19 protein-coding genes are annotated in these 18,986 nt (G+C 64.3%); 13 read left to right on the top strand and 6 right to left on the bottom strand.

Annotated elements, in window-relative coordinates:
* The first annotated feature begins 8 nt into the window (after positions 1 to 8).
* Positions 9 to 1,190 (top strand): pyridoxal phosphate-dependent aminotransferase, encoded by a 1,182-nt coding sequence (locus tag BLS60_RS07160; RefSeq protein WP_092366308.1) that lies wholly within the window; start codon positions 9 to 11, stop codon positions 1,188 to 1,190.
* Complete coding sequence (gene sfsA, locus BLS60_RS07155; protein ID WP_092366305.1) at positions 1,180 to 1,890, top strand: DNA/RNA nuclease SfsA; 711 nt, start codon at positions 1,180 to 1,182, stop codon at positions 1,888 to 1,890. Before BLS60_RS07160 ends, sfsA begins: the two co-directional genes overlap by 11 nt.
* 104 nt (positions 1,891 to 1,994) lie before the next feature.
* Here the strand turns inward: sfsA and BLS60_RS07150 are convergent, their stop codons facing one another.
* Positions 1,995 to 2,312, bottom strand: a complete 318-nt coding sequence (locus BLS60_RS07150) for a Rieske (2Fe-2S) protein (protein WP_092366303.1) — start codon at positions 2,310 to 2,312, stop codon at positions 1,995 to 1,997.
* Between the two features lie 80 nt (positions 2,313 to 2,392).
* Positions 2,393 to 4,609, bottom strand: coding sequence for a TonB-dependent hemoglobin/transferrin/lactoferrin family receptor (locus BLS60_RS07145; RefSeq protein WP_092366300.1), 2,217 nt, complete (start codon positions 4,607 to 4,609; stop codon positions 2,393 to 2,395).
* Between the two features lie 200 nt (positions 4,610 to 4,809).
* Here BLS60_RS07145 and BLS60_RS07140 point away from each other — a divergent pair, with 200 nt between their 5' ends.
* From BLS60_RS07140 to BLS60_RS07120, 5 genes are all read left to right on the top strand, one after another.
* Positions 4,810 to 5,871 (top strand): hemin-degrading factor, encoded by a 1,062-nt coding sequence (locus BLS60_RS07140; protein ID WP_092366297.1) that lies wholly within the window; start codon positions 4,810 to 4,812, stop codon positions 5,869 to 5,871.
* 96 nt (positions 5,872 to 5,967) lie between these two features.
* Positions 5,968 to 6,855 carry a heme/hemin ABC transporter substrate-binding protein gene (locus BLS60_RS07135; RefSeq protein WP_092366294.1) on the top strand — a complete coding sequence of 296 codons (888 nt, stop codon included), beginning with the start codon at positions 5,968 to 5,970 and terminating at the stop codon, positions 6,853 to 6,855.
* Positions 6,852 to 7,889 carry a FecCD family ABC transporter permease gene (locus BLS60_RS07130; protein WP_092366292.1) on the top strand — a complete coding sequence of 346 codons (1,038 nt, stop codon included), beginning with the start codon at positions 6,852 to 6,854 and terminating at the stop codon, positions 7,887 to 7,889. The genes BLS60_RS07135 and BLS60_RS07130 overlap by 4 nt, the downstream gene beginning before the upstream one ends.
* Positions 7,889 to 8,656 (top strand): heme ABC transporter ATP-binding protein, encoded by a 768-nt coding sequence (locus BLS60_RS07125; RefSeq protein WP_092366289.1) that lies wholly within the window; start codon positions 7,889 to 7,891, stop codon positions 8,654 to 8,656. Before BLS60_RS07130 ends, BLS60_RS07125 begins: the two co-directional genes overlap by 1 nt.
* 9 nt (positions 8,657 to 8,665) lie before the next feature.
* Positions 8,666 to 9,565 (top strand): ChaN family lipoprotein, encoded by a 900-nt coding sequence (locus BLS60_RS07120; protein ID WP_092366286.1) that lies wholly within the window; start codon positions 8,666 to 8,668, stop codon positions 9,563 to 9,565.
* 84 nt (positions 9,566 to 9,649) lie between these two features.
* Here BLS60_RS07120 and BLS60_RS07115 read toward each other — a convergent pair whose 3' ends face one another.
* Entirely contained in the window at positions 9,650 to 10,666 is a 1,017-nt protein-coding gene (locus tag BLS60_RS07115) for a zinc-binding alcohol dehydrogenase family protein (RefSeq protein WP_092366283.1), read from the bottom strand.
* 14 nt (positions 10,667 to 10,680) lie between these two features.
* Entirely contained in the window at positions 10,681 to 10,968 is a 288-nt protein-coding gene (locus BLS60_RS07110; RefSeq protein ID WP_092366280.1) for a putative quinol monooxygenase, read from the bottom strand.
* Positions 10,969 to 11,072: 104 nt separating this feature from the next.
* On the opposite strand from BLS60_RS07110, the gene BLS60_RS07105 reads away from it, so the two are divergent.
* From BLS60_RS07105 to BLS60_RS07090, 4 genes are all read left to right on the top strand, one after another.
* On the top strand, positions 11,073 to 11,990 hold the full coding sequence (locus BLS60_RS07105; RefSeq protein WP_092366277.1) for a LysR family transcriptional regulator: 918 nt from the start codon (positions 11,073 to 11,075) through the stop codon (positions 11,988 to 11,990).
* 142 nt (positions 11,991 to 12,132) lie between these two features.
* Positions 12,133 to 12,522 carry a DUF2946 domain-containing protein gene (locus BLS60_RS07100; RefSeq protein WP_070880748.1) on the top strand — a complete coding sequence of 130 codons (390 nt, stop codon included), beginning with the start codon at positions 12,133 to 12,135 and terminating at the stop codon, positions 12,520 to 12,522.
* A gap of 74 nt (positions 12,523 to 12,596) precedes the next feature.
* Complete coding sequence (locus BLS60_RS07095; protein ID WP_092366274.1) at positions 12,597 to 13,961, top strand: PepSY-associated TM helix domain-containing protein; 1,365 nt, start codon at positions 12,597 to 12,599, stop codon at positions 13,959 to 13,961.
* 58 nt (positions 13,962 to 14,019) lie between these two features.
* The gene (locus BLS60_RS07090; protein ID WP_092366271.1) at positions 14,020 to 14,499 is read left to right on the top strand and encodes a copper chaperone PCu(A)C; all 480 of its coding nucleotides are present in this window, start codon (positions 14,020 to 14,022) and stop codon (positions 14,497 to 14,499) included.
* 72 nt (positions 14,500 to 14,571) lie between these two features.
* Here the strand turns inward: BLS60_RS07090 and BLS60_RS07085 are convergent, their stop codons facing one another.
* Positions 14,572 to 15,519, bottom strand: a complete 948-nt coding sequence (locus BLS60_RS07085; protein ID WP_092366268.1) for an adenosine deaminase — start codon at positions 15,517 to 15,519, stop codon at positions 14,572 to 14,574.
* Positions 15,520 to 15,665: 146 nt separating this feature from the next.
* Here BLS60_RS07085 and BLS60_RS07080 point away from each other — a divergent pair, with 146 nt between their 5' ends.
* On the top strand, positions 15,666 to 16,760 hold the full coding sequence (locus BLS60_RS07080; protein ID WP_092366265.1) for a calcium:cation antiporter: 1,095 nt from the start codon (positions 15,666 to 15,668) through the stop codon (positions 16,758 to 16,760).
* Between the two features lie 6 nt (positions 16,761 to 16,766).
* Here BLS60_RS07080 and BLS60_RS07075 read toward each other — a convergent pair whose 3' ends face one another.
* Complete coding sequence (locus BLS60_RS07075) at positions 16,767 to 17,450, bottom strand: SDR family oxidoreductase (RefSeq protein WP_092366262.1); 684 nt, start codon at positions 17,448 to 17,450, stop codon at positions 16,767 to 16,769.
* 206 nt (positions 17,451 to 17,656) lie between these two features.
* On the opposite strand from BLS60_RS07075, the gene BLS60_RS07070 reads away from it, so the two are divergent.
* Complete coding sequence (locus tag BLS60_RS07070) at positions 17,657 to 18,970, top strand: CitMHS family transporter (protein ID WP_092366259.1); 1,314 nt, start codon at positions 17,657 to 17,659, stop codon at positions 18,968 to 18,970.
* Positions 18,971 to 18,986 lie beyond the last annotated feature (16 nt).

Genomic DNA, 18,986 nt, shown 5'->3' with positions numbered 1-18,986 from the left:
CGTCCCTCATGGCCCAGCTCTACAGCGCCCGCAGTCGCGCGATCGAACCGTTTCATGTCATGGCCCTGCTGGCGCGGGCCAACCAGTTGCAGACCGAGGGGCATGACGTCATCCATCTGGAAATCGGCGAGCCGGATTTTACGACTGCCGCGCCTATTGTTGCGGCTGGGCAGGCGGCCCTGGCGGCAGGGCACACGCGATACACCGCGGCGCGTGGGCTGCCCGCCCTGCGTGAGGCGATTGCCGCTTTCTACGCGCAACGCTATCGGCTCGACATAGACCCACAGCGCATTCTGATCACTCCCGGCGGCTCCGGCGCCTTGCTGCTGGCCGCCAGCCTGCTGGTCGACCCTGGCAAGCACTGGCTGCTGGCGGACCCGGGCTACCCCTGCAACCGGCATTTTTTGCGACTGGTGGAGGGTGCTGCGCAACTGGTGCCGGTCGGGCCTGAAGAGCGCTATCAACTGACGCCGCAGGCGGTGGCCGAGTATTGGAATGACGACAGTGTCGGCGCCTTGCTGGCCTCGCCCGCCAATCCCACCGGTACCTTGCTGAGCGCGCAGGAACTGGCCGCGTTGTCGCAGGCGCTGAAAGCGCGCGGCGGCCATCTGGTGGTCGACGAGATCTATCACGGCCTGACCTACGGCGTGGATGCCAGCAGTGTGCTGGAGGTCGACGACGACGCCTTCGTGCTCAACAGTTTCTCCAAGTATTTCGGCATGACCGGTTGGCGCCTGGGCTGGCTGGTGGCGCCCGAGGAGGCGGTGGGCGACCTGGAAAAGCTGGCGCAGAACCTCTACATCAGCGCGCCGAGCATGGCCCAGCACGCGGCGCTGGCCTGTTTCGAGCCGCAGACCCTGGCCATTCTCGAAGAGCGCCGCGCTGCCTTTGCCGAGCGTCGCGACTTTCTGCTGCCAGCGTTGCGCGAGCTGGGCTTCGCAATTGCCGTCGAGCCGCAAGGCGCCTTCTATCTATATGCGGACATAAGCGCCTTCGGCGGCGATGCCTACGCCTTTTGCCAGTACTTTCTGGAAAACCAGCATGTGGCATTCACCCCGGGGCTGGACTTCGGCCGCTATCGGGCCGGGCATCATGTGCGTTTCGCCTACACGCAAAGCCTGTCGCGCCTTGAGGAGGCCGTTGAGCGCATCGCCCGTGGCCTGAAACGCTGGAATGCCGATGCGATTTGATCCACCGCTCGAGGAAGCCCGCCTGCTGCGCCGTTACAAGCGCTTTCTCGCCGATATCGAAACCGCCGCCGGCGAGCTGCTGACCATCCACTGCCCGAACACCGGCTCGATGCTCAATTGCATGAGCGAGGGCTGCCGGGTGTGGTTCAGCCGTTCCAATGACCCGAAGCGCAAGCTGCCGGGCACCTGGGAGATCGGTGAAACGCCTCATGGCCGCCTGGCCTGTATCAACACCGCGCGGGCCAACGGCCTGATCGAAGAGGCGCTGCGTGCCGGGCTGATCAGCGAGCTGGCCGGTTTCAGCGCCCTGCGCCGCGAGGTGCCATATGGCGTGGAGCGCAGCAGGGTGGATTTCTGCCTGGAATACGCCAGCGGCGTGGCCTTCGTCGAAGTGAAGAGCGTCACCCTGGGCTTTGCCGACAGCGCGGTGGCGGCCTTTCCCGATGCGCGCACCGAGCGCGGCGCCAAGCATTTGCGCGAACTCGCGGCGCTGGCACGCAGCGGTGTGCGCGCCGTGCAGCTGTATTGCGTCAACCTGTCCGGTATCGAGGCGGTGCGTGCGGCCGAGGAAATCGACCCGGCCTACGCGGCGGCGTTGAGGGATGCCGTGCAGGCGGGTGTTGAGGTGTTGGCGTATGGCGTGGATATCTCGCCGCAAGGCATCGAGGTGGTCAGGCGGCTGGATGTGTTGCTGACGTAGAGACCGTTCCCGGTATCGCTGCGCTCCACCCAGGCTACGGGGCCGCGTCCCGCCGGCATGCTTCTGTAGCCTGGCGTTGAGCGAAGCGATACCCAGGTTTTGCTCTACAGGTCGACCCAGATCCCGTCCGCGTCTTCTTTGCTGCTGATCACCTGCAGCGCATCGCCCTCGCACGGCCCCGCCACGCATTCACCGGATTCGATCAGGAACAGCGCGCCATGCCGGGCGCAGCGGATCAGGCTGGCGCTGTCGTCGAGAAACTGGTCGGCTTGCCACTCCAGCGCAACGCCGCGGTGCGGGCAGCGGTTGCGGTACACGAACACGTCGCCGTCCTTGCGCACGGCAACCACTTGCAGCTCATCAACGACAAAGCCCCGGCTGTGAGCTTCGGCAAGCTCATGCGGGGCGCACAAACGAATCATCGCTATCTCCAGGCCAGAGCGGGGATTATCCCGTATCGGCCTGGCGATGGAAAAGGGCACGCGTCCTTGCGCGAATGGGCTCAGATCTCCCAGATCAGGTTAAAGGCTGCATGGCGGCCCGGTTGGGAGTAGCGGCCCAGGCTGGGGCTGTTCTCGGTAAGGCTGCGCACGTCGCCCCATTGCCAGTACTGTTTGTCAGTCAGGTTGAACAGGCCGGCATTCACCGAGACGCCCGAACCGACGTTCCAATAAGCGCTGAGGTCGAGCGTGCCGTAGCCCGATGGCTCGAATTGATTGGCGATCTGGGTGTGGTCGACGCGTTCCTTGGCGGCGGCAACCGTCCAGGTAAGTTCGCCGCCAAACTGACCACTCGGGGCGTCGTAGCCCAACCCGAGTACCGCCTTGAGCGGGTCGACACTGTTGATCGGCTGCCCGCTGGCTTCGTCCTTGCCGCGCGCATAGGCAATGGCGCTGCGCAGACGGCTGCCAGCCGGCATACCGAAGCTGTCGAGGAACAGTTCGCCGCGTGCTTCCGCGCCGCGAATGGTGACGCGGTCCAGGTTCTGATACTGGAAGGTCATGCGCCCTGCGCCCGTCGGGTCGCTGGCCAGCGTCACCTGTTCGATGAAATCGTCGTAGCGGTTGTAGAACAGTGCCACGCCAAAGGCGCCGGACTGGTACTGGCCGCGCACGCCAATCTCGTAACTGTCGCTGGTTTCCGGCTTGAGGCTCGGGTTGGCGATGGTCTGGTAATTACGGGCGAAGTTGATGAACTCGCCGAAGATATCCACCGCATTTGGAGCCCGGAAGCCGGCGGCGTACTGACCGTAGACGCTGTGCGCCTCATCGAGCTGATAGGTGACACCGAGCTTGGGCGAGATGGCCTCGTCACGGTAGTCAGCGGGGTTGCGGTTGATCGGTTGGCTATTCAGATAGTGCTGCGTGACCTGCGGTTTCATCTCGTAGTGGTCGTAGCGCAGGCCTGGCAGCAGCGTCCAGCGACCGATCTCGACGTTGTCCTGAACGAAGAACGCATACTCGGTCGAGGTCGGGTCCGGGAAGTCGCTGAGCGGGAAGGTTTCATCGCCGGGAATTGCCGGAACCGGCAGACCGCTGCTCGCGAATACTTCACGGCCTCTGCGCAGGTCGCTGCTTTCCTGACGTTTGAGATCCAGCCCGTAGATCAGCCGGTGGCTGGCCGGCCCGGTTTCGAATGTTTTGTCGAGCTTGGCGTTGAAGGCCCAGAGGTCTTCCTGATAGGTCGAGTCGCGGCTGCGTTCACGCAGGCTGCCGCCGCTGAAACGCTGCTGGTAGGTGCGCTGGCGAATCTGGCTTTGCTGATAGCTCAGTTGCCACTCGGCACGGTCGCTGATCGGCGTTGCCAGGGCGAACGTGTGTTGCAGGCTGACGCGCTGGCGATCCGTGTTGTCGGTGGCATCGGATGTACGCACCGTGGCCGTAGGGCTGTATTCACTGAGCACCCGGGTATCGGCATCGTCTTCGTAGCGCTCGTAAGTCAGTTGCAGACGGTCGTCGTCGAGGTAGTTCCAGCCGAGCTTGGCGAGCAGGTTGTTGGCCGTGTAGTCCTGATGGTTGGCCTCTTCGCGGCTGGCGCCGATCCCGCCTTGGCCGCCATGGGTGTCGAGTGCCTGGCCGTCACGTCGCCCCAAGTGCAGCAGGCCATCTACCGAGCCCTGGCGACCGGCGAAGGTTGCGCTGCGCGACCAGCTGTCGTCGGCGCCGTCATAGCCGGTCTTGAAGCGTGCATAGGCATCGTCACCGGGTTGCAGGTAATCGGCGGCGTCCTTGGTCAGGAAGCTGACGGCGCCGCCGATGGCATCACTGCCATACAGCGAACTGGCCGGGCCGCGGATGATCTCGACGCGCTTGAGCGTGTCCGGGTCGACGTAGTTGCGGCGCGCATCGAGGAATGGGCCGAAGGCAAAGGCGTCCGGCATCGGCACGCCATCCACCTGGGTGAGAATGCGGTTGCCGCCAATGCCTCGAATGGTGAACCCGGCCAGGCCGAAGCGGCTGCCAGTACCGCTGACCGACACGCCTGGTTCGTAACGCACCAGATCCCTGATGTTCTTCACTGTCTTGCGGTCGATGTCCTGTTGGTCGAGCACCGACACGGTATTCGGCACGCTGTCGGTGCTCTGTTCGGTGCGTGTCGCGCTGATGGTGGTCTTCTCCAACTGCAGCGTCTGGGCGGCGTAGGTGAAGGTTGGCGTCAACAGCAGCATGGCCAGGCAAGAGCGAAGCGGGAAGGGCGGGAAAGGCGGGAAGGACGACATGCGGTTCTCCTTGATCATGTCGATAAACGAGTGAAGCACTGGCGCTGTATTTAATGCTAGTGATTATCGTTTGTAAACGAGATCTCATAACATTTAAGATGTGCCAAGATTTGCGAGGCGTTGCCTGCAAAAGCTGGCCTTTTCCCCTTTCCGTTGTCGGTTCCGCGCTTGGCCAGCGCGACTTCATAGGAGTTGAAGCAATGAGTGAGCAAGCCGCAGCCAGCAACAGCCTGTACGCCTCGTGGCAGATTTTGCGTGCCAAGCAGCCGCACCTGCGGGCTCGGGATGCGGCGGCGCAGCTGGGCGTCAGCGAGGCTGAGCTGACCGCCAGCCGGCTAGCGGTCGATACTGTGCGCCTGCGCCCCGAGTGGGCATCGCTGTTGCCGGCGCTTGGCGAACTCGGCCAGGTGATGGCGCTGACCCGCAACGCATCCTGCGTGCATGAGCGCAAGGGCGTGTACCGCGAGGTGACAGTGGCGGGTAACGGGCAGATAGGCCTGGTGGTGTCCGCCGATATCGATCTGCGCCTGTTTCTCGGTGGCTGGGCCAGCGTATTCGCCGTCGAGGAACCAGGGCCGCGCGGGGTGCTGCGTAGCGTTCAGGTGTTCGATCAGCAGGGCGTGGCAGTGCACAAGGTGTACCTCACCGAACAGAGCGAGTCGGCAGCCTGGGCGCCGCTGGTCGAGCGCTTTCGTGACGAGCAGCAAAGCGCCGAGCTCGAGCTGATACCCCTTGCCGAGCCGACACCGCGCCGTGCGGATGAGCAAATCGATACCGACGCACTGCGTGTCGGCTGGTCAACGCTCAAAGACACCCATCATTTCTTCGCGCTGCTCAAAACCCATGGTGCCACGCGTACTCAGGCGTTACGCCTGGCGGGTCGCGAGTGGGCCGAGGCGCTGGCGCCCGATGCCTTGCCTGGGCTTTTCGAGCGGGCCGCGGCGACCGAGGTGCCGATCATGGTGTTTGTCGGCAACCGGCACTGCATTCAAATCCACACCGGGCCAGTGAGCAATTTGCGCTGGATGGACACCTGGTTCAACGTGCTCGATCCACAGTTCAACCTGCACCTCAAGGCCCACGACATCCATGAGCTGTGGCGGGTGCGCAAGCCGAGCAGCGACGGGGTGATCACCAGCTGGGAAGCTTTCGATGCCCAGGGCGAGTTGATCCTGCAGCTCTTCGGCGCGCGCAAGCCCGGCGTGCCGGAGCGCGAAGATTGGCGTCGACTGGCCGAAGAGACGCCAGCTTTGAATGCCTGAGGGCCGCAGTCGGCGTGACTGCGGCTACACTGGCAGCCCTGGCCATCGCCGCTTGGCCCTGCCTGAGACTTTCCTGATCCAACTGGAGCCTGATCCATGACCCGCCCCATCGCCGTATTCGCCTTGTTCGCCAGCCTGCTGTCGCCGCTGGTGGCGAGCGCCGAGAACCTGCCCCAGCGCTGGGTCAGCGCGGGCGGATCACTCAGCGAATGGGTGGTCGCGTTGGGCGGTGAGAGCAAGCTGGTCGGCGTCGACACCACCAGTCAGCACCCCGCCGCCCTGCAGAAACTGCCGAGCGTGGGCTATCAGCGCCAGTTGGCCGCGGAAGGCATCCTGGCCCTGAACCCCGATGTGCTGCTTGGCACCGAGGAGATGGGCCCGCCGCCCGTGCTGGCGCAATTGGCGGCCGCTGGCGTCAAGGTCGAAGCCCTCTCGGCGGACGCTGATCTGCAGGTGCTGCAGGGCAACCTGCAGCGTATCGGCGCACTGCTTGGCGACCAGGCGCGTGCCGAGCGCGTCTTCACTGCTTACCAGGCTCAACTCGGCGAGCAGGCTGACTGGGTCGCCAAAGCCAAGGCCGAGATTGAGGCGCCAACCGTGCTGTTGTTGCTCGGGCACGCGGGCAGCAGCCCGATGGCCGGCGGGCAGGACACCGCTGCGGCGTGGATGATCGAGCGTGCCGGTGGCAGGAACCTGACCACCCACGATGGCTACAAAGCGTTGTCCACCGAGGCGCTGCTGGCACTGGACCCCGAGGTGGTGATTTTTGCCGACCGCCGTCTCAGTGGTGACGAAGCCAAGCAGGCGCTGCTCAAGCATAACCCGGCGCTGGCATCGACGAAGGCCGGGCGGGAAGGGCGCCTGGTGGCGATCGACCCGACCTTGCTGGTCGGCGGTCTCGGCCCGCGTGTTCCGGCTGGGCTCGCCGCACTGTCCGCCGCCTTCTACCCCAGCCGCACGCCGCTTCCTGCCGCCACCCCATGAAAGCGGTGATCAGCCCCCGCTCACTGTTTATTGCACTGAGCCTGCTGCTGGCGCTCGCATTATGGCTGTCGCTGGCGCTCGGGCCGGTCAGCCTGCCGCTTGGCGATACTGTTCGGGCGGCGTTGCGCCTGGCGGGCCTGCCGCTTGACGATGAAGGCCTGCAGCAGGCCGAGCTGATTCTCGGCCAGATCCGCATGCCGCGCACCTTGCTGGGTCTGGCCGTCGGCGCTGTGCTGGCGTTGTGTGGGGTAGCGATGCAGGGGCTGTTTCGCAACCCGCTGGCTGACCCCGGCCTGATCGGCGTGTCCAGCGGTGCCGCGCTCGGCGCGGCTGTCGCCATTGTCGGTGGCGCGGCGTTGGGTGGCATTCCCGAGTTGTTCGCGCCCTATCTGTTGTCGCTGTGCGCCTTTCTCGGTGGCCTGGTGGTGACTGCGCTGGTCTATCGCCTGGGCCGTCGCAACGGCCAGACCAGCGTGACCACCATGCTGCTTGCCGGCATCGCCCTCAACGCGCTGGCATTTGCCTGCATCGGCTTGTTCACCTACCTGGCCGACGACGCCACGTTACGCACCCTGACCTTCTGGAACCTCGGCAGCCTCAACGGTGCCAGCTATGCGCGGCTTTGGCCGCTGCTGCTGGTAACGCTGGCCGTGGCGCTGTGGCTGCCGCGCCGCGCCCAGGCGCTGAATGCCCTGCTGCTCGGCGAATCAGAGGCGCGCCACCTGGGCGTCGCGGTCGAGCGGCTGAAACGGGAGCTGGTGTTTTGCACGGCGCTGGGTGTCGGCGCGGCGGTGGCAGCGGCCGGGATGATCGGCTTTATCGGCCTGGTGGTGCCGCACCTGGTGCGCCTGCTGGTCGGCCCAGATCACCGCGTGCTGCTACCGGCTTCGGCACTGGCCGGGGCCAGCTTGTTGCTGCTCGCCGACCTGTTCGCCCGGCTGATCCTGTCACCGGCCGAGCTGCCCATCGGCATCGTTACCGCGCTGATTGGCGCGCCGTTCTTTCTGTATCTGCTGCTGCGGGGGCGCACCTGATGCTCAGTGCACGCAAGCTGTCGATTCAACGCGGCGACAAACAGGTGCTGGTCGATATCGACCTTAAGCTGCAGCCCGGCGAAGTCCTGGGCGTACTCGGCCCGAATGGCGCCGGCAAGAGCACGCTGCTCGACGCCTTGTGTGGCGAACTGAATCCGGCCAGCGGCGAGGTGTGGCTCGGTGACCGGCCGTTGAGTGACTGGCAGGGTGTGGAGCGCGCGCGGCGCCTGGCGGTGCTGCCGCAGAGTTCGTCGCTGAGCTTCGGCTTTCGGGTCAGCGATGTGGTGATCATGGGCCGCATGCCCCACGGCACTGGCCAGGCCCGTGATGCCGAGATCGTTCGTGAAGCGCTGCAGGCCGCCGATGCCGAGCACCTGGCCGAGCGTAGCTACCTGGAATTGTCCGGCGGCGAGCGCCAGCGCGTGCACCTGGCACGGGTGCTGGCCCAGCTGTGGCCGGGCGGTGTCGAGCAGACGCTGCTGCTCGACGAGCCCACTTCGATGCTCGACCCCCTGCACCAGCACACCACGCTGCAGGCCGTACGGCGCTTTGCCGAAGAGGGCGCGGCGGTGCTGGTGATCCTGCATGACCTGAACCTGGCCGCGCGCTACTGCGACCGCCTGCTGTTGCTTAATGATGGTCGCGCCCACGCCATTGGCACGTCCGACGAAGTGTTGCGTGCCGAGCCGCTGCACGCGGTATTTGGCCTCGAGGTGCTGGTGCAACGGCATCCCGAGCGCGGCCATCCGCTTATCGTTGCCCGCTAAGGAGCCCTTATGCGATATCTCCTGCTGTGCGCCGTGCTGATGCTCGGCGCGTGCCAGAGCCAGCCTGCGCCGGCCCCTTTACCCGACTGGCAAAGCCCCGAAGGTCGCGGGCAGGCCGAGCTGGGGCAGATTCATGACCTGCGTAGCGGCCAACGGCTGACGCCCCAGCAACTGGTGGAGCGACTGGCTGGCGCGCCTCGGGTGCTGGTCGGTGAGCAGCACGACAACCCTGACCATCACGCGCTACAGCTGTGGCTGCTGCATGCCCTGGAAGCGCGTCGTGATCAAGGCAGTCTGCTACTGGAGATGCTTGCGTCAAGCCAGCAGCCGTTGGCCGACAATGTGGCGATGCAGCTCAGGGAAGGCCGGCAGATCGATAACCTGGCCAAGGCGCTGGAGTGGACCAATGGCTGGCCGTGGTCGCTGTATGGGCCGATTGTGCGCCATGGCCTGGCTCAGGATTATGGGCTGCGCGCGGCGAATCTCGACCGTGCCGAGATCATGGCCATCTACCAGCGACCGCCTGCTCTGTCAGGCGATGCGTCGACAGCAGCGGCGGTACGTGAACGGCTGCTGGCACAGATTCGCGAATCTCATTGCGACAAACTGCCGATCAGCCAGCTACCGGCGATGCTCGCCGTGCAGCAGCAACGAGACCGGCGCATGGCCGAACGCCTGCTGGCCGCGCCCAAACCGGCAATGCTGTTGGCGGGCGCCTTCCATGTAAGGCGCGACCTGGGCGTGCCGCTGCACTTACGTGATCTGGGATCGGCGGAGGGCGCGCAGGTGCTGATCCTGTCCGAAGTTGGCAAACCAGTCACGGCAGAGCAGGCGGATTACGTCTGGTATACCGCCGCTTTGCCGGCCGAGGATCATTGCGCACGATTCGCTAGCGCAACATCTTCGTAGGGCGGACGACGCTTTATCCGTCCACATCATTCACCGTGGTGGTGGATGAAACAGCGTCATCCATCCAACGGGGCCCGGCCTCGGTCAGAAGCCTTCGAGCACGATCTTGCCTTTGGCGGTGCCGCTCTCCAGCAGGGCGTGGGCGCGGCGCAGGTTGTCGGCGTTGATGGTGCCGAAGTGTTCACCCAGGGTGGTTTTCAGGGTGCCGGCATCCACCAGGTCGGCAACCCGGTTAAGTAAACGGTGCTGTTCGAGCATGTCCGGGGTTTCGAACAGCGAGCGAGTGAACATCAGCTCCCAGTGCAGGGAAATGCTCTTGCGCTTGAGCTTCATCACGTCCAGCGGCTGCAGCGGATCGTCGATCAGCGCCAAGCGGCCCTGCGGCGCCAGGGCTTCGACCAGCTGGTCGTAGTGCTGGTCGGTCTGCGTCAGGCTGGCCACGTAAGTGACCTGCGGCACTCCGAGGCGCGCCAGTTCCTCGCTTAGCGGCAGGCTGTGATCGATGACGTGGTGGGCGCCCAGCTCGCGTACCCAGGCTTTGGTTTCTGGCCGCGAGGCCGTCCCAATCACGGTCAGCCCGGTGAGCTGCCGCGCCAGTTGCACGAGCATCGAGCCGACGCCACCGGCCGCACCGACGACCAGCAGGCTCTGGCCCTGGTCGGCCGTGCCGTCGGCCACCTGCAGGCGGTCGAACAGCAACTCCCAGGCGGTGATCGCGGTCAGCGGCATGGCCGCGGCTTCGGCGAACGGCAGGCTGCGTGGCTTGCGACCGACGATGCGCTCATCCACCGCGTGCAACTCGCTATTGGCCCCAGCGCGATTGATGGCGCCCGCGTAGGACACCTCATCGCCGACCTTGAACAGGGTGACGTCGCTGCCGACCGCCTTGACCACGCCAGCGGCATCCCAGCCGAGCACCTTGGCCTGGCCAGCGTCCGGCGCCACGTTGCGGCGGATCTTGGTGTCGACCGGGTTGACGGAGATGGCCCTGACCTCGACGAGCAGGTCACGCGGGCCGGCTGTCGGCGCGTCCAGTTGCACGTCCTGCAAGGCCTGCGGGTTATCGATGGGCAGTGACTGGTGGTAGGCGACGGCTTTCATGAGCTTCCTCGGAATCAGGCGATACGGTTCAGGGGTTGCAAGGCGACACCCTGCAGCGCGTCGCCGCAGGTGGCCTTGAAGTGGCGGTAATGGTCGGTGCCCTGGTGGAAGGCGAGGGCGGCGCTGTCCTGCCACTGCTCGATCATCACGAACACATTGGCATCGTCCTGGTGACGGTGCAGGTCGTACTGCAGGCAGCCGGCTTCGGCACGGCTGGCGCTGACCAGTTGGCGCAGCCCGGCTTCGACGGCGTCGGTCTGGCCGCTCAGGGCGGTGATGGTGGCAACCAGTGTCAGGGTCATGGTGAGGCTCCGCTGTAAGGTCAGTCATGCTCGTTTATTTGCGTGGCAAGAAAAACAGCGTGCAAGTAGAGTCTCTTTCAATATTTTTTTGAAAGTGAGCGGCCGTGTTGCGTCTGGATGATCTGCAGGTATTCGTGCGCACTGCCGAAGTTGGCAGCCTGTCCGCCGCCGCGCGGCTGCTCGATATCTCGCCCGCGGTGGCCAGCGCCGGCCTCAAACGCCTCGAGCAGCAACTGCAGGCACGCCTGTTCGCCCGCTCAACCCGTAGCCTGCGCCTGACGGCCGAGGGCGAGGCGTTTCTGGTGCATGCGCGGCAAGCCCTGCAGAGCCTGGAAGCGGGCCGCCAGCAGTTGGCGGGCAGCAAATCCACTATCAGTGGCCCGTTGCAGCTCTCGGTGCCCTCCGACTTCGGGCGCAACACGCTGCTGCCGTGGCTCGATACCTTCATGCATAACCACTCGCAGGTGCAGCTGAGGCTGCTGCTTGGCGACCGGGTGACCGACCTGTTTCGCGAGCCGGTGGATATCGCCCTGCGCTATGGCGAGCCGGAAGACTCCAGCCTGGTGGCGCTGCCAGTGGCGGCTTGTAACCGGCGGGTGCTGTGTGCGGCGCCGGCTTATCTGCAGGCCCATGGCGAGCCGTGGCAGATCAGCGAGCTGCGCGAGCACAACTGCCTGATCTACATGCTCGGCGGGCGCGCCTACGAGCGCTGGCGCTTCCACACCGCCGATGGCGAACACAGCTTGCAGGTAGCTGGTGACCGGCTCAGTGACGATGCCGATGTGGTGCGCCGTTGGGCGTTAGCCGGCGCCGGCGTGGTGTACAAGTCCTGGCTGGACGTGGCTGGTGACGTGCAGGCCGGGCGCTTGAAGATTCTTTTGCCGCACGTATTGGGTGAGCCGACCCCGCTCAATCTGATCTGCGCACATCGCGAGCAACTGAGCAAACCGGTGCATTTACTCCGCGAGTTCGTGCAGGCCCGTTGCACTGAATTGTTGGCCCAGGCGCCTTGGGATCGCTGACGGTGGGTGCCCACCAGCGTGAGGCAAACGCATCGCCCGGATTTTTCATCAGCCTGCCGCTCGTGATAAAACCTGAACCGCCGCCGTGCTGCGGCAATCCACCGCAGCACCTGACTGGCCACAGCCACTAGAATCGCCGCCCATGAACCTGTCCCGCTCCGACCGCTCGTTGCTCGCCTGGGTGCTGTATTTCAGCGTCCTGTTCAGCGCGTTCGCCTGTGCCATTGGTCACGGGCAAATGACCGGTCTGCAGCTCAGCGGGATGGACGGTGGCTTCTGCGCACTGGATGCCAGCGGCAATGCGGGCATGGACATGGGCGGCGTGGAGCCGGGTATGCCGATGCCATCGACCGGGCCGGGCTGCCTGCTGTGCTCCTCCTTCGTCGCCCTGGCGCTGGCTGCTTTCTTCGGCCTGCTGGGCCTGTCGCCACGCCAGCGCTCTGCAAACCCTCGCCCCAACGCCGAACCCGGCGCAGCAGTCCGATACCTCTGGCCTTCGGCCAACCCTCGCGCCTCGCCGCTGATCGCCTGACTTCGTTTCGCTGTCGTTGCTTGCCGCGCTCGTTGCCGCGGCGGCAGTTCGCTATGCAAAAGATCGGGCTCACAATGAAAAACTCGACTCCATCCTTTTACAACCTGGCCTGGCGCTGGCATTTCTACGCCGGGCTGTTCGTCATTCCGTTTCTGATCATGCTGTCGCTGACCGGCATCATCTACCTATTCAAACCGCAGCTCGACCAGCTGATGTACGCCGACCTGCTGCAGGTCGAGGCCAGCGGCCAGTCGCTGACGGCCGATGAAATGCTTGGTCGGGTCCAGGCGGTCTACCCGCAGGGCAGTGTCAGCCAGTACCTGCCACCGGTGGACGCCGAGCACAGCGCGCAGTTCGTCGTTGGCGTTGGCGAGCGCACCCGCAATGTGTTCGTCGACCCCTACAGCGGCGCCATCCTCGGCACCCAGGACGCCCACGATAACCTGCAGGCGTTGGCGCGTGCGGTACACGCCGACCTGCTGATCGGTACACCGGGCGATCGCCTGATCGAACTGGCGGCCGGCTGGGCAGTGGTGCTGGTGGTCTCTGGCCTGTATCTCTGGTGGCCGCGTGGCACCAGCAAAATAGGCGTGCTGTGGCCGCGGCTGTCGGCCCGTGGCCGGTTGTTCTGGCGCGACCTGCATGCCGTCACCGGTTTCTGGGGCGCCTTGCTGTTGTTGTTCATGCTGCTGACCGGCATGACCTGGACGGGTTTCTGGGGCAAGCAGTTCGCGGGTGCCTGGAACCACTTTCCCGCGGCCATGTGGGACGAGGTGCCGACCTCGGATCGCCAGGCCGGTGAGCTCAACCAGAGCCACAAGCAGACCGTGCCATGGGCACTGGAAAATACGCCGATGCCGGAGTCCGATCCGCACGCGGCGCATAACGGTGGTGCCATGCCGGCCTCTACGGCCAACCCAACAGTCAGCGTGCAGCGGGTGGTCGATATCGCCAGCGAGCGCGGTGTGCATCCGGGCTACAGCATCACCTTTCCGACCACGCCCACGGGTGTCTACACCATCGCCGTGTTCGCCGACGACCCGCGCAATGACGCGACTCTGCACATCGACCAATACAGCGGCGCGGTGCTGGCCGATGTACGCTGGCGCGATTACGGCCTGGCGGCCCGCGCCGTGGAAAGTGGCGTGATGCTGCACATGGGCAAGCTCTATGGCCTGCCGCATCAGCTGTTTATTTTTTTCGTGTGCCTGATGATTCTGCTCAGCTCGATAAGCGGTCTGGTCATGTGGTGGAAGCGTCGCCCCAGCGGCAGCCTTGGCGTGCCGCCGCTGCGCCACGACCTGCCACGCTGGAAGGTCGGCGTGGCGATCATGATCGTGCTGGGCGCGCTGTTTCCCCTGGTCGGCGCCTCGCTGCTGCTGATCTGGCTGGTGGATTTCTTTGTGCTGTCGCGCCTCGGGTCGCGTCGCACTGCTTGATTTCAGGTCGTGCCTCCTGGCACGGCCGTTACGTTCATTTCGTTTGTGGAGAGCAAGCATGTCGTTGAAAAAGATCGTTCTCGCTGCCGTACTGCTGAGCACCAGCCTGCTGGCCAACGCCCATGAATACGACGCTGGCGAGCTGCATATCGACCACCCCTGGTCGCGGGAAATGCCGCCGGTGGCGCCGACCGCCGCCGCCTACTTTGTCGTGCACAACAAGGGCGACGCCGATGACCGCCTGCTCACCGTCGAAACCCCGGTGGCCGGCAAGGCGGAGATTCACGAGCATGCCCACGTGGGCGGCATGATGAAGATGCAGCAGGTGCAAAACGTGCTGATTCCCGCCGGCGGCGAAGTGAAGTTCGCGCCCATGGGTTACCACGTGATGTTGTTCAACCTGAAGCAGCAGGCCAAGGAGGGGGATCGCTTCCCGCTGACCCTGACCTTCGAAAAGGCCGGCAAGGTGCAGGTCGAAGTCGCCGTGCAGAAGGATGAGCCGGCCGCCGGAGGCGGGCATGACCACCAGGGTCACTGATCCACCGAGCCCAAAAGCGTAGCCTGGGAGCGCAGCGATACCCAGGGCCGGGTATCGCTGCGCTACGACGTTTCACACCAACCGTGCATCCAGGCTGTTCTGCGCCAGGCGTTTGGCCTGCTCTTCGCTCATGCCCAGGCCTTGGTGCAGGGCCGCGAAGTTTTCGGTGACGTAACCGCCGAAGTAGGCCGGGTCATCCGAGTTGACCGTGACCTTCACGCCGCGCTCGAGCATGTCGAGGATGTTGTGTTGGCCCATGTGCTCGAATACGCAGAGCTTGGTGTTCGACAGCGGGCAGACGGTCAGCGGAATCTGTTCGTCGATAATGCGCTGCATCAAACGCTCGTCTTCGATGGCGCGCACGCCGTGGTCGATGCGTTGGATTTTCAGCAGATCCAAAGCCTCCCAGATGTACGCGGGCGGGCCTTCCTCGCCCGCGTGCGCCACCGCATGCAAACCCTCGCTGCGCGCCTTGGCGAACACGCGCTCGAACAGCCGCGGCGGAAAGCCCTGCTCCGAACTGTCGAGCCCGACGGCGATAAAGGCATCGCGAAACGGCATGGCTTGCTCCAGGGTCTTGAACGCCTGCTCTTCGGGCAGGTGGCGAAGGAAGGCGAGAATCAGACCATGGCTGATGCCCAGCTGTTTTTCGCCATCCACCAGCGCCTGCTGGATGCCGCGCAGCACCACCTCGAAGGGAATGCCACGGTCGGTGTGGGTTTGCGGGTCGAAGAACGGCTCGGTGTGTACGACGTTCTGCTCTTTGCACTTGAGCAGGTAGGCCCAGGTCAGGTCGTAGAAATCCTGCTCGGTACGCAACACGTCGGCGCCCCGGTAATACAGGTCGAGGAATTCCTGCAGGTTGTTGAAGGCGTAGGCCGCGCGTAGCGCCTCGACATCGTTCCAGGGCAGGGCGATGCGGTTGCGCTCGGCCAGGGCGAACAGCAGCTCGGGCTCCAGAGAACCTTCCAGGTGCAAGTGCAGTTCGGCCTTGGGCAGGGCGTTGAGCCAATCGTACATAGGGAGCAATCTCGTTCAGCAGCGGTAAGTCCGTCAGTTTAACCGCATGCGGCCAGAGCCGCGGCCGCAGCATCCAGATGGTGTGAATTATTTACTGGATGTTGCAGTCCGAGCAGAGATCGACGTCTGTCTGCAAGGAATCGCTCATGTTAAGTGCCATCAAGCAGGAATACTGGCTGCTGCTGGCCGTGCTCGCCGCCCTTATCGCACTGCCGATGGAGCATGCGGTGCTGGGGCATGGTCAGGGTGTCGCGCTGATTGGCGCAGTCGCTTTGATCGCGGCCATCGTCTGCGCCTCGCTGCGCGTGGCCCATCACGCCGAGCAGCTGGCGGAACGCGTTGGCGACCCTTACGGCACCATGATTCTCACCTTGTCGGCGGTGTTGGTCGAAGTGGTGATCCTGGCGATCATGATGAGCAATGAAGCGTCACCGACGTTGGTGCGCGACACCATCTATTCGGCAGTAATGCTCGACATCAACGGCATCCTTGGACTCGCCGCCCTGATGGGCGGGATCAAGCACGGCGAGCAGTCCTACAACGACGATTCCGCGCGCAGCTACAGCGTGATGATCCTCACCGCCATGGGTATTTCCATGGTGGTGCCCGAGTTCATCCCCGAGGCCGACTGGAAGGCTTATTCGATGTTCACCATCGGCGCGATGCTGGTGCTGTATGCGGTGTTCCTGCGCATGCAGGTCGGCCCGCACAGCTACTTCTTCAGCTACGCCTACCCGGAGAAAAAGAGCCGCGGCGGCGAGGTGCATGCGGGCAGCGAGCACAAGGTCAATGTCGGCTGGTCGGTCGGCGTACTGGTATTTGGCGTGGTGGTGATCGGCGTGCTCGCCGAGGTGATGTCCCAGGCGCTGGACGTTGGCCTCGAGGGCACCGGCGCGCCTCCTGTGCTCACCGCCATCGTGGTGGCGGGGATTTCCGCCGCGCCGGAAATCCTCACGGCGCTACGGGCGGCGTTGGCCAACCGCATGCAATCGGTGGTCAATATCGCCCTCGGCGCGTCGCTGTCGACAGTTATCCTGACCGTGCCGGTGATGGAGGCGATGGCGCTGTACAGCGACCAGCCGTTCCAGATGGCCATGACGCCGGTGCAGACGGTGATGGTGTTCATCACCCTGATCGTCTGCGCCATCAACCTCAACGATGGGGAAACCAACGCCATCGAGGGCATGACGCACTTCGTGCTGTTTGCCACCTTCATCATGTTGGCGATGCTGGGGTTGTAAGCCGGCTTACCAGGCGATCTGCTGACCCTGGTAGTCGACGAAGTGATGACCGCCCTGGCCGGCAAAACGCACGACCTGTTCGATCAGGCCGCGGCAGCTGTCAGCCACTTCAACCATCGCGCCATCGCCGCCCATGTCGGTCTTCACCCAGCCTGGGTGCAGCGACAGCACCGTCGGGCGTGGCCCCGGCAGTTCGCAGACAAAACTGTTGGTCAGCGAATTGAGCGCTGCCTTGCTGGCCTTGTACAGCGCCAGGTTGTTGCCCTCGGGGTTGGCCACGCTGCCCAGCCCTGAACTCATGAAGGCCAGCACGCCGCTCTGCGGGCGCAGCTGAGCCACCAGGCATTCGGCCAGGCGAATGGGCGCGGTGACGTTGGTCAGGAACAGCTGGCCCAGCTCCTCGGCGGTGGCGGCTGCTGCAGATTGGTGGTTCGGGCCGAGAATGCCGGCGTTGACGAACAGCAGATCGAATACCTGACCGCTCAAGCGCACCGTCAAGCGTTCCAGCGCCGCGGCATCGTCGATATCCAGGGATTCGATGTGCACGCCCTGAAGTGCCTGCAGGTCTGTTGCCCGGGACGGGTCACGGACCGTGGCGGTGACCTGCCAGCCATCGGCATGCAGCTGGCGCACGAGGCCCAGGCCGATGCCGCGCGAGGCACCAATTATCAATGCGGTCTTGGGGGACATGGTGCAGCTCCGAGCAATATCAGGGATGGCAGCTTAACAAGCGCAGCGTCCGCAGGTGTCTGCAATAAGCTTCAGCGCTACACATTGGCTGACAAAACATGGGCTTATGGGCTCTATCGTAAAGGTTGGCGAAAGGTTGGCGCTCTAGGATGTCGCGCTCGTGTCGTGTGTAGCGATCCTCACAAGAAGAATAGGAGACCTCCGGTTTGCTGACCCTGATTGGCTTGTTGACCATTTTCTGCCTGGTCGTGTTGCTTCTGAGCGGGCGTATGTCGCCCGTATTGCCGTTGATCGTCGTGCCGTTGCTGGGCGCGCTTTGCGCTGGCTTCGGGCCGGAAGAGATCTCCGAATTCTTCACCGCAGGCGTTGGCAAGGTGGTGGCGATTGCCACCATGTTCATCTTCGCCATTACCTTTTTCGGTGTGCTGCAGGACACCGGCCTGTTTCGCCCGATCATCGGCTTCATGGTCAAGCTGACTCGCGGTAACGTGATTGCCGTAGCGGTCGCCACGGCGATCATCGGCATGCTCGCCCACCTCGATGGCGCTGGCGCGACCACCTTTCTGCTGACCATTCCCGCGCTGCTGCCGCTGTACAAAAAGCTGCGCATGAGTCCCTACCTGATGCTGATGTTGCTGGCCACCGGCGCCGGCATTCTCAACATGGTTCCTTGGGCGGGCCCGCTAGGCCGCTCGTCCGCAGTGACCGGCCTGGATGTCACCGAATTGTGGCGTCCACTGCTCGCCGTTCAAGGCGTCGGCGTTGTGCTGCTTGTCGCGTTGGCTGCGCTGCTCGGTTGGCGTGAGCAACGACGCATCGCGGCGACCGGAGGCACCGTTGTCGATGATGGAGAGATAGACCATATGGGCAGCATCGATACGATCAGCGCCGAGGAGCGCGCACTCGAGCGCCCTGGGCGGATGTGGATCAATGGTGCTGTGTTCTTTGCGGTGCTGGTGGCGTTGTTCACCGGTGTGCTGCCGGCCGGCTACGTGTTCATGATCGGCCTGAGCGCGGCACTGTTGATCAATTACCCCAGCGGTAAATTGCAGATGCAGCGAATCGCAGCGCATTCTGCTGCGGCCTTGAGCATGGGCATGATCATCCTGGCAGCGGGCTCGATGCTCGGCATCCTTTCCGGCACCGGCATGCTGACGTCCATTGCCCAGGATCTGGTCAAGGTGCTGCCTGGCAGCATGGTCGGTCAGCTGCACATCATCCTGGGTATCTTCGGCTTCCCGATGGAGTTCCTGCTCAACACCGACGCCTACTATTTCGGCCTGCTGCCGGTAGTCATGGAAGTGGTCGAGCACCATGGCGTAGCGGCACCGAGCGTGGTCTACGCGCTGATGATCGGCAACATCATCGGTACCTTCATCAGCCCGTTCTCGCCCGCGCTGTGGCTGGCGCTGGGCTTGGCCAGGCTGGAGATGGGCAAACACATCCGCTATTCGTTCTGGTGGATGTGGGGCTTCTCGCTGGTGCTGTTCGGGTTCGCCTGGATCATCGGTCTGTTCTGATCCCAACTCGGCGCCG

The sequence above is a fragment of the Phytopseudomonas seleniipraecipitans genome (assembly GCF_900102335.1).
Classification (GTDB): domain Bacteria; phylum Pseudomonadota; class Gammaproteobacteria; order Pseudomonadales; family Pseudomonadaceae; genus Aquipseudomonas; species Aquipseudomonas seleniipraecipitans.
The sequence above is the reverse complement of the archived record's forward strand: the minus strand, read 5'-3'. Positions and strand labels throughout refer to the sequence as shown.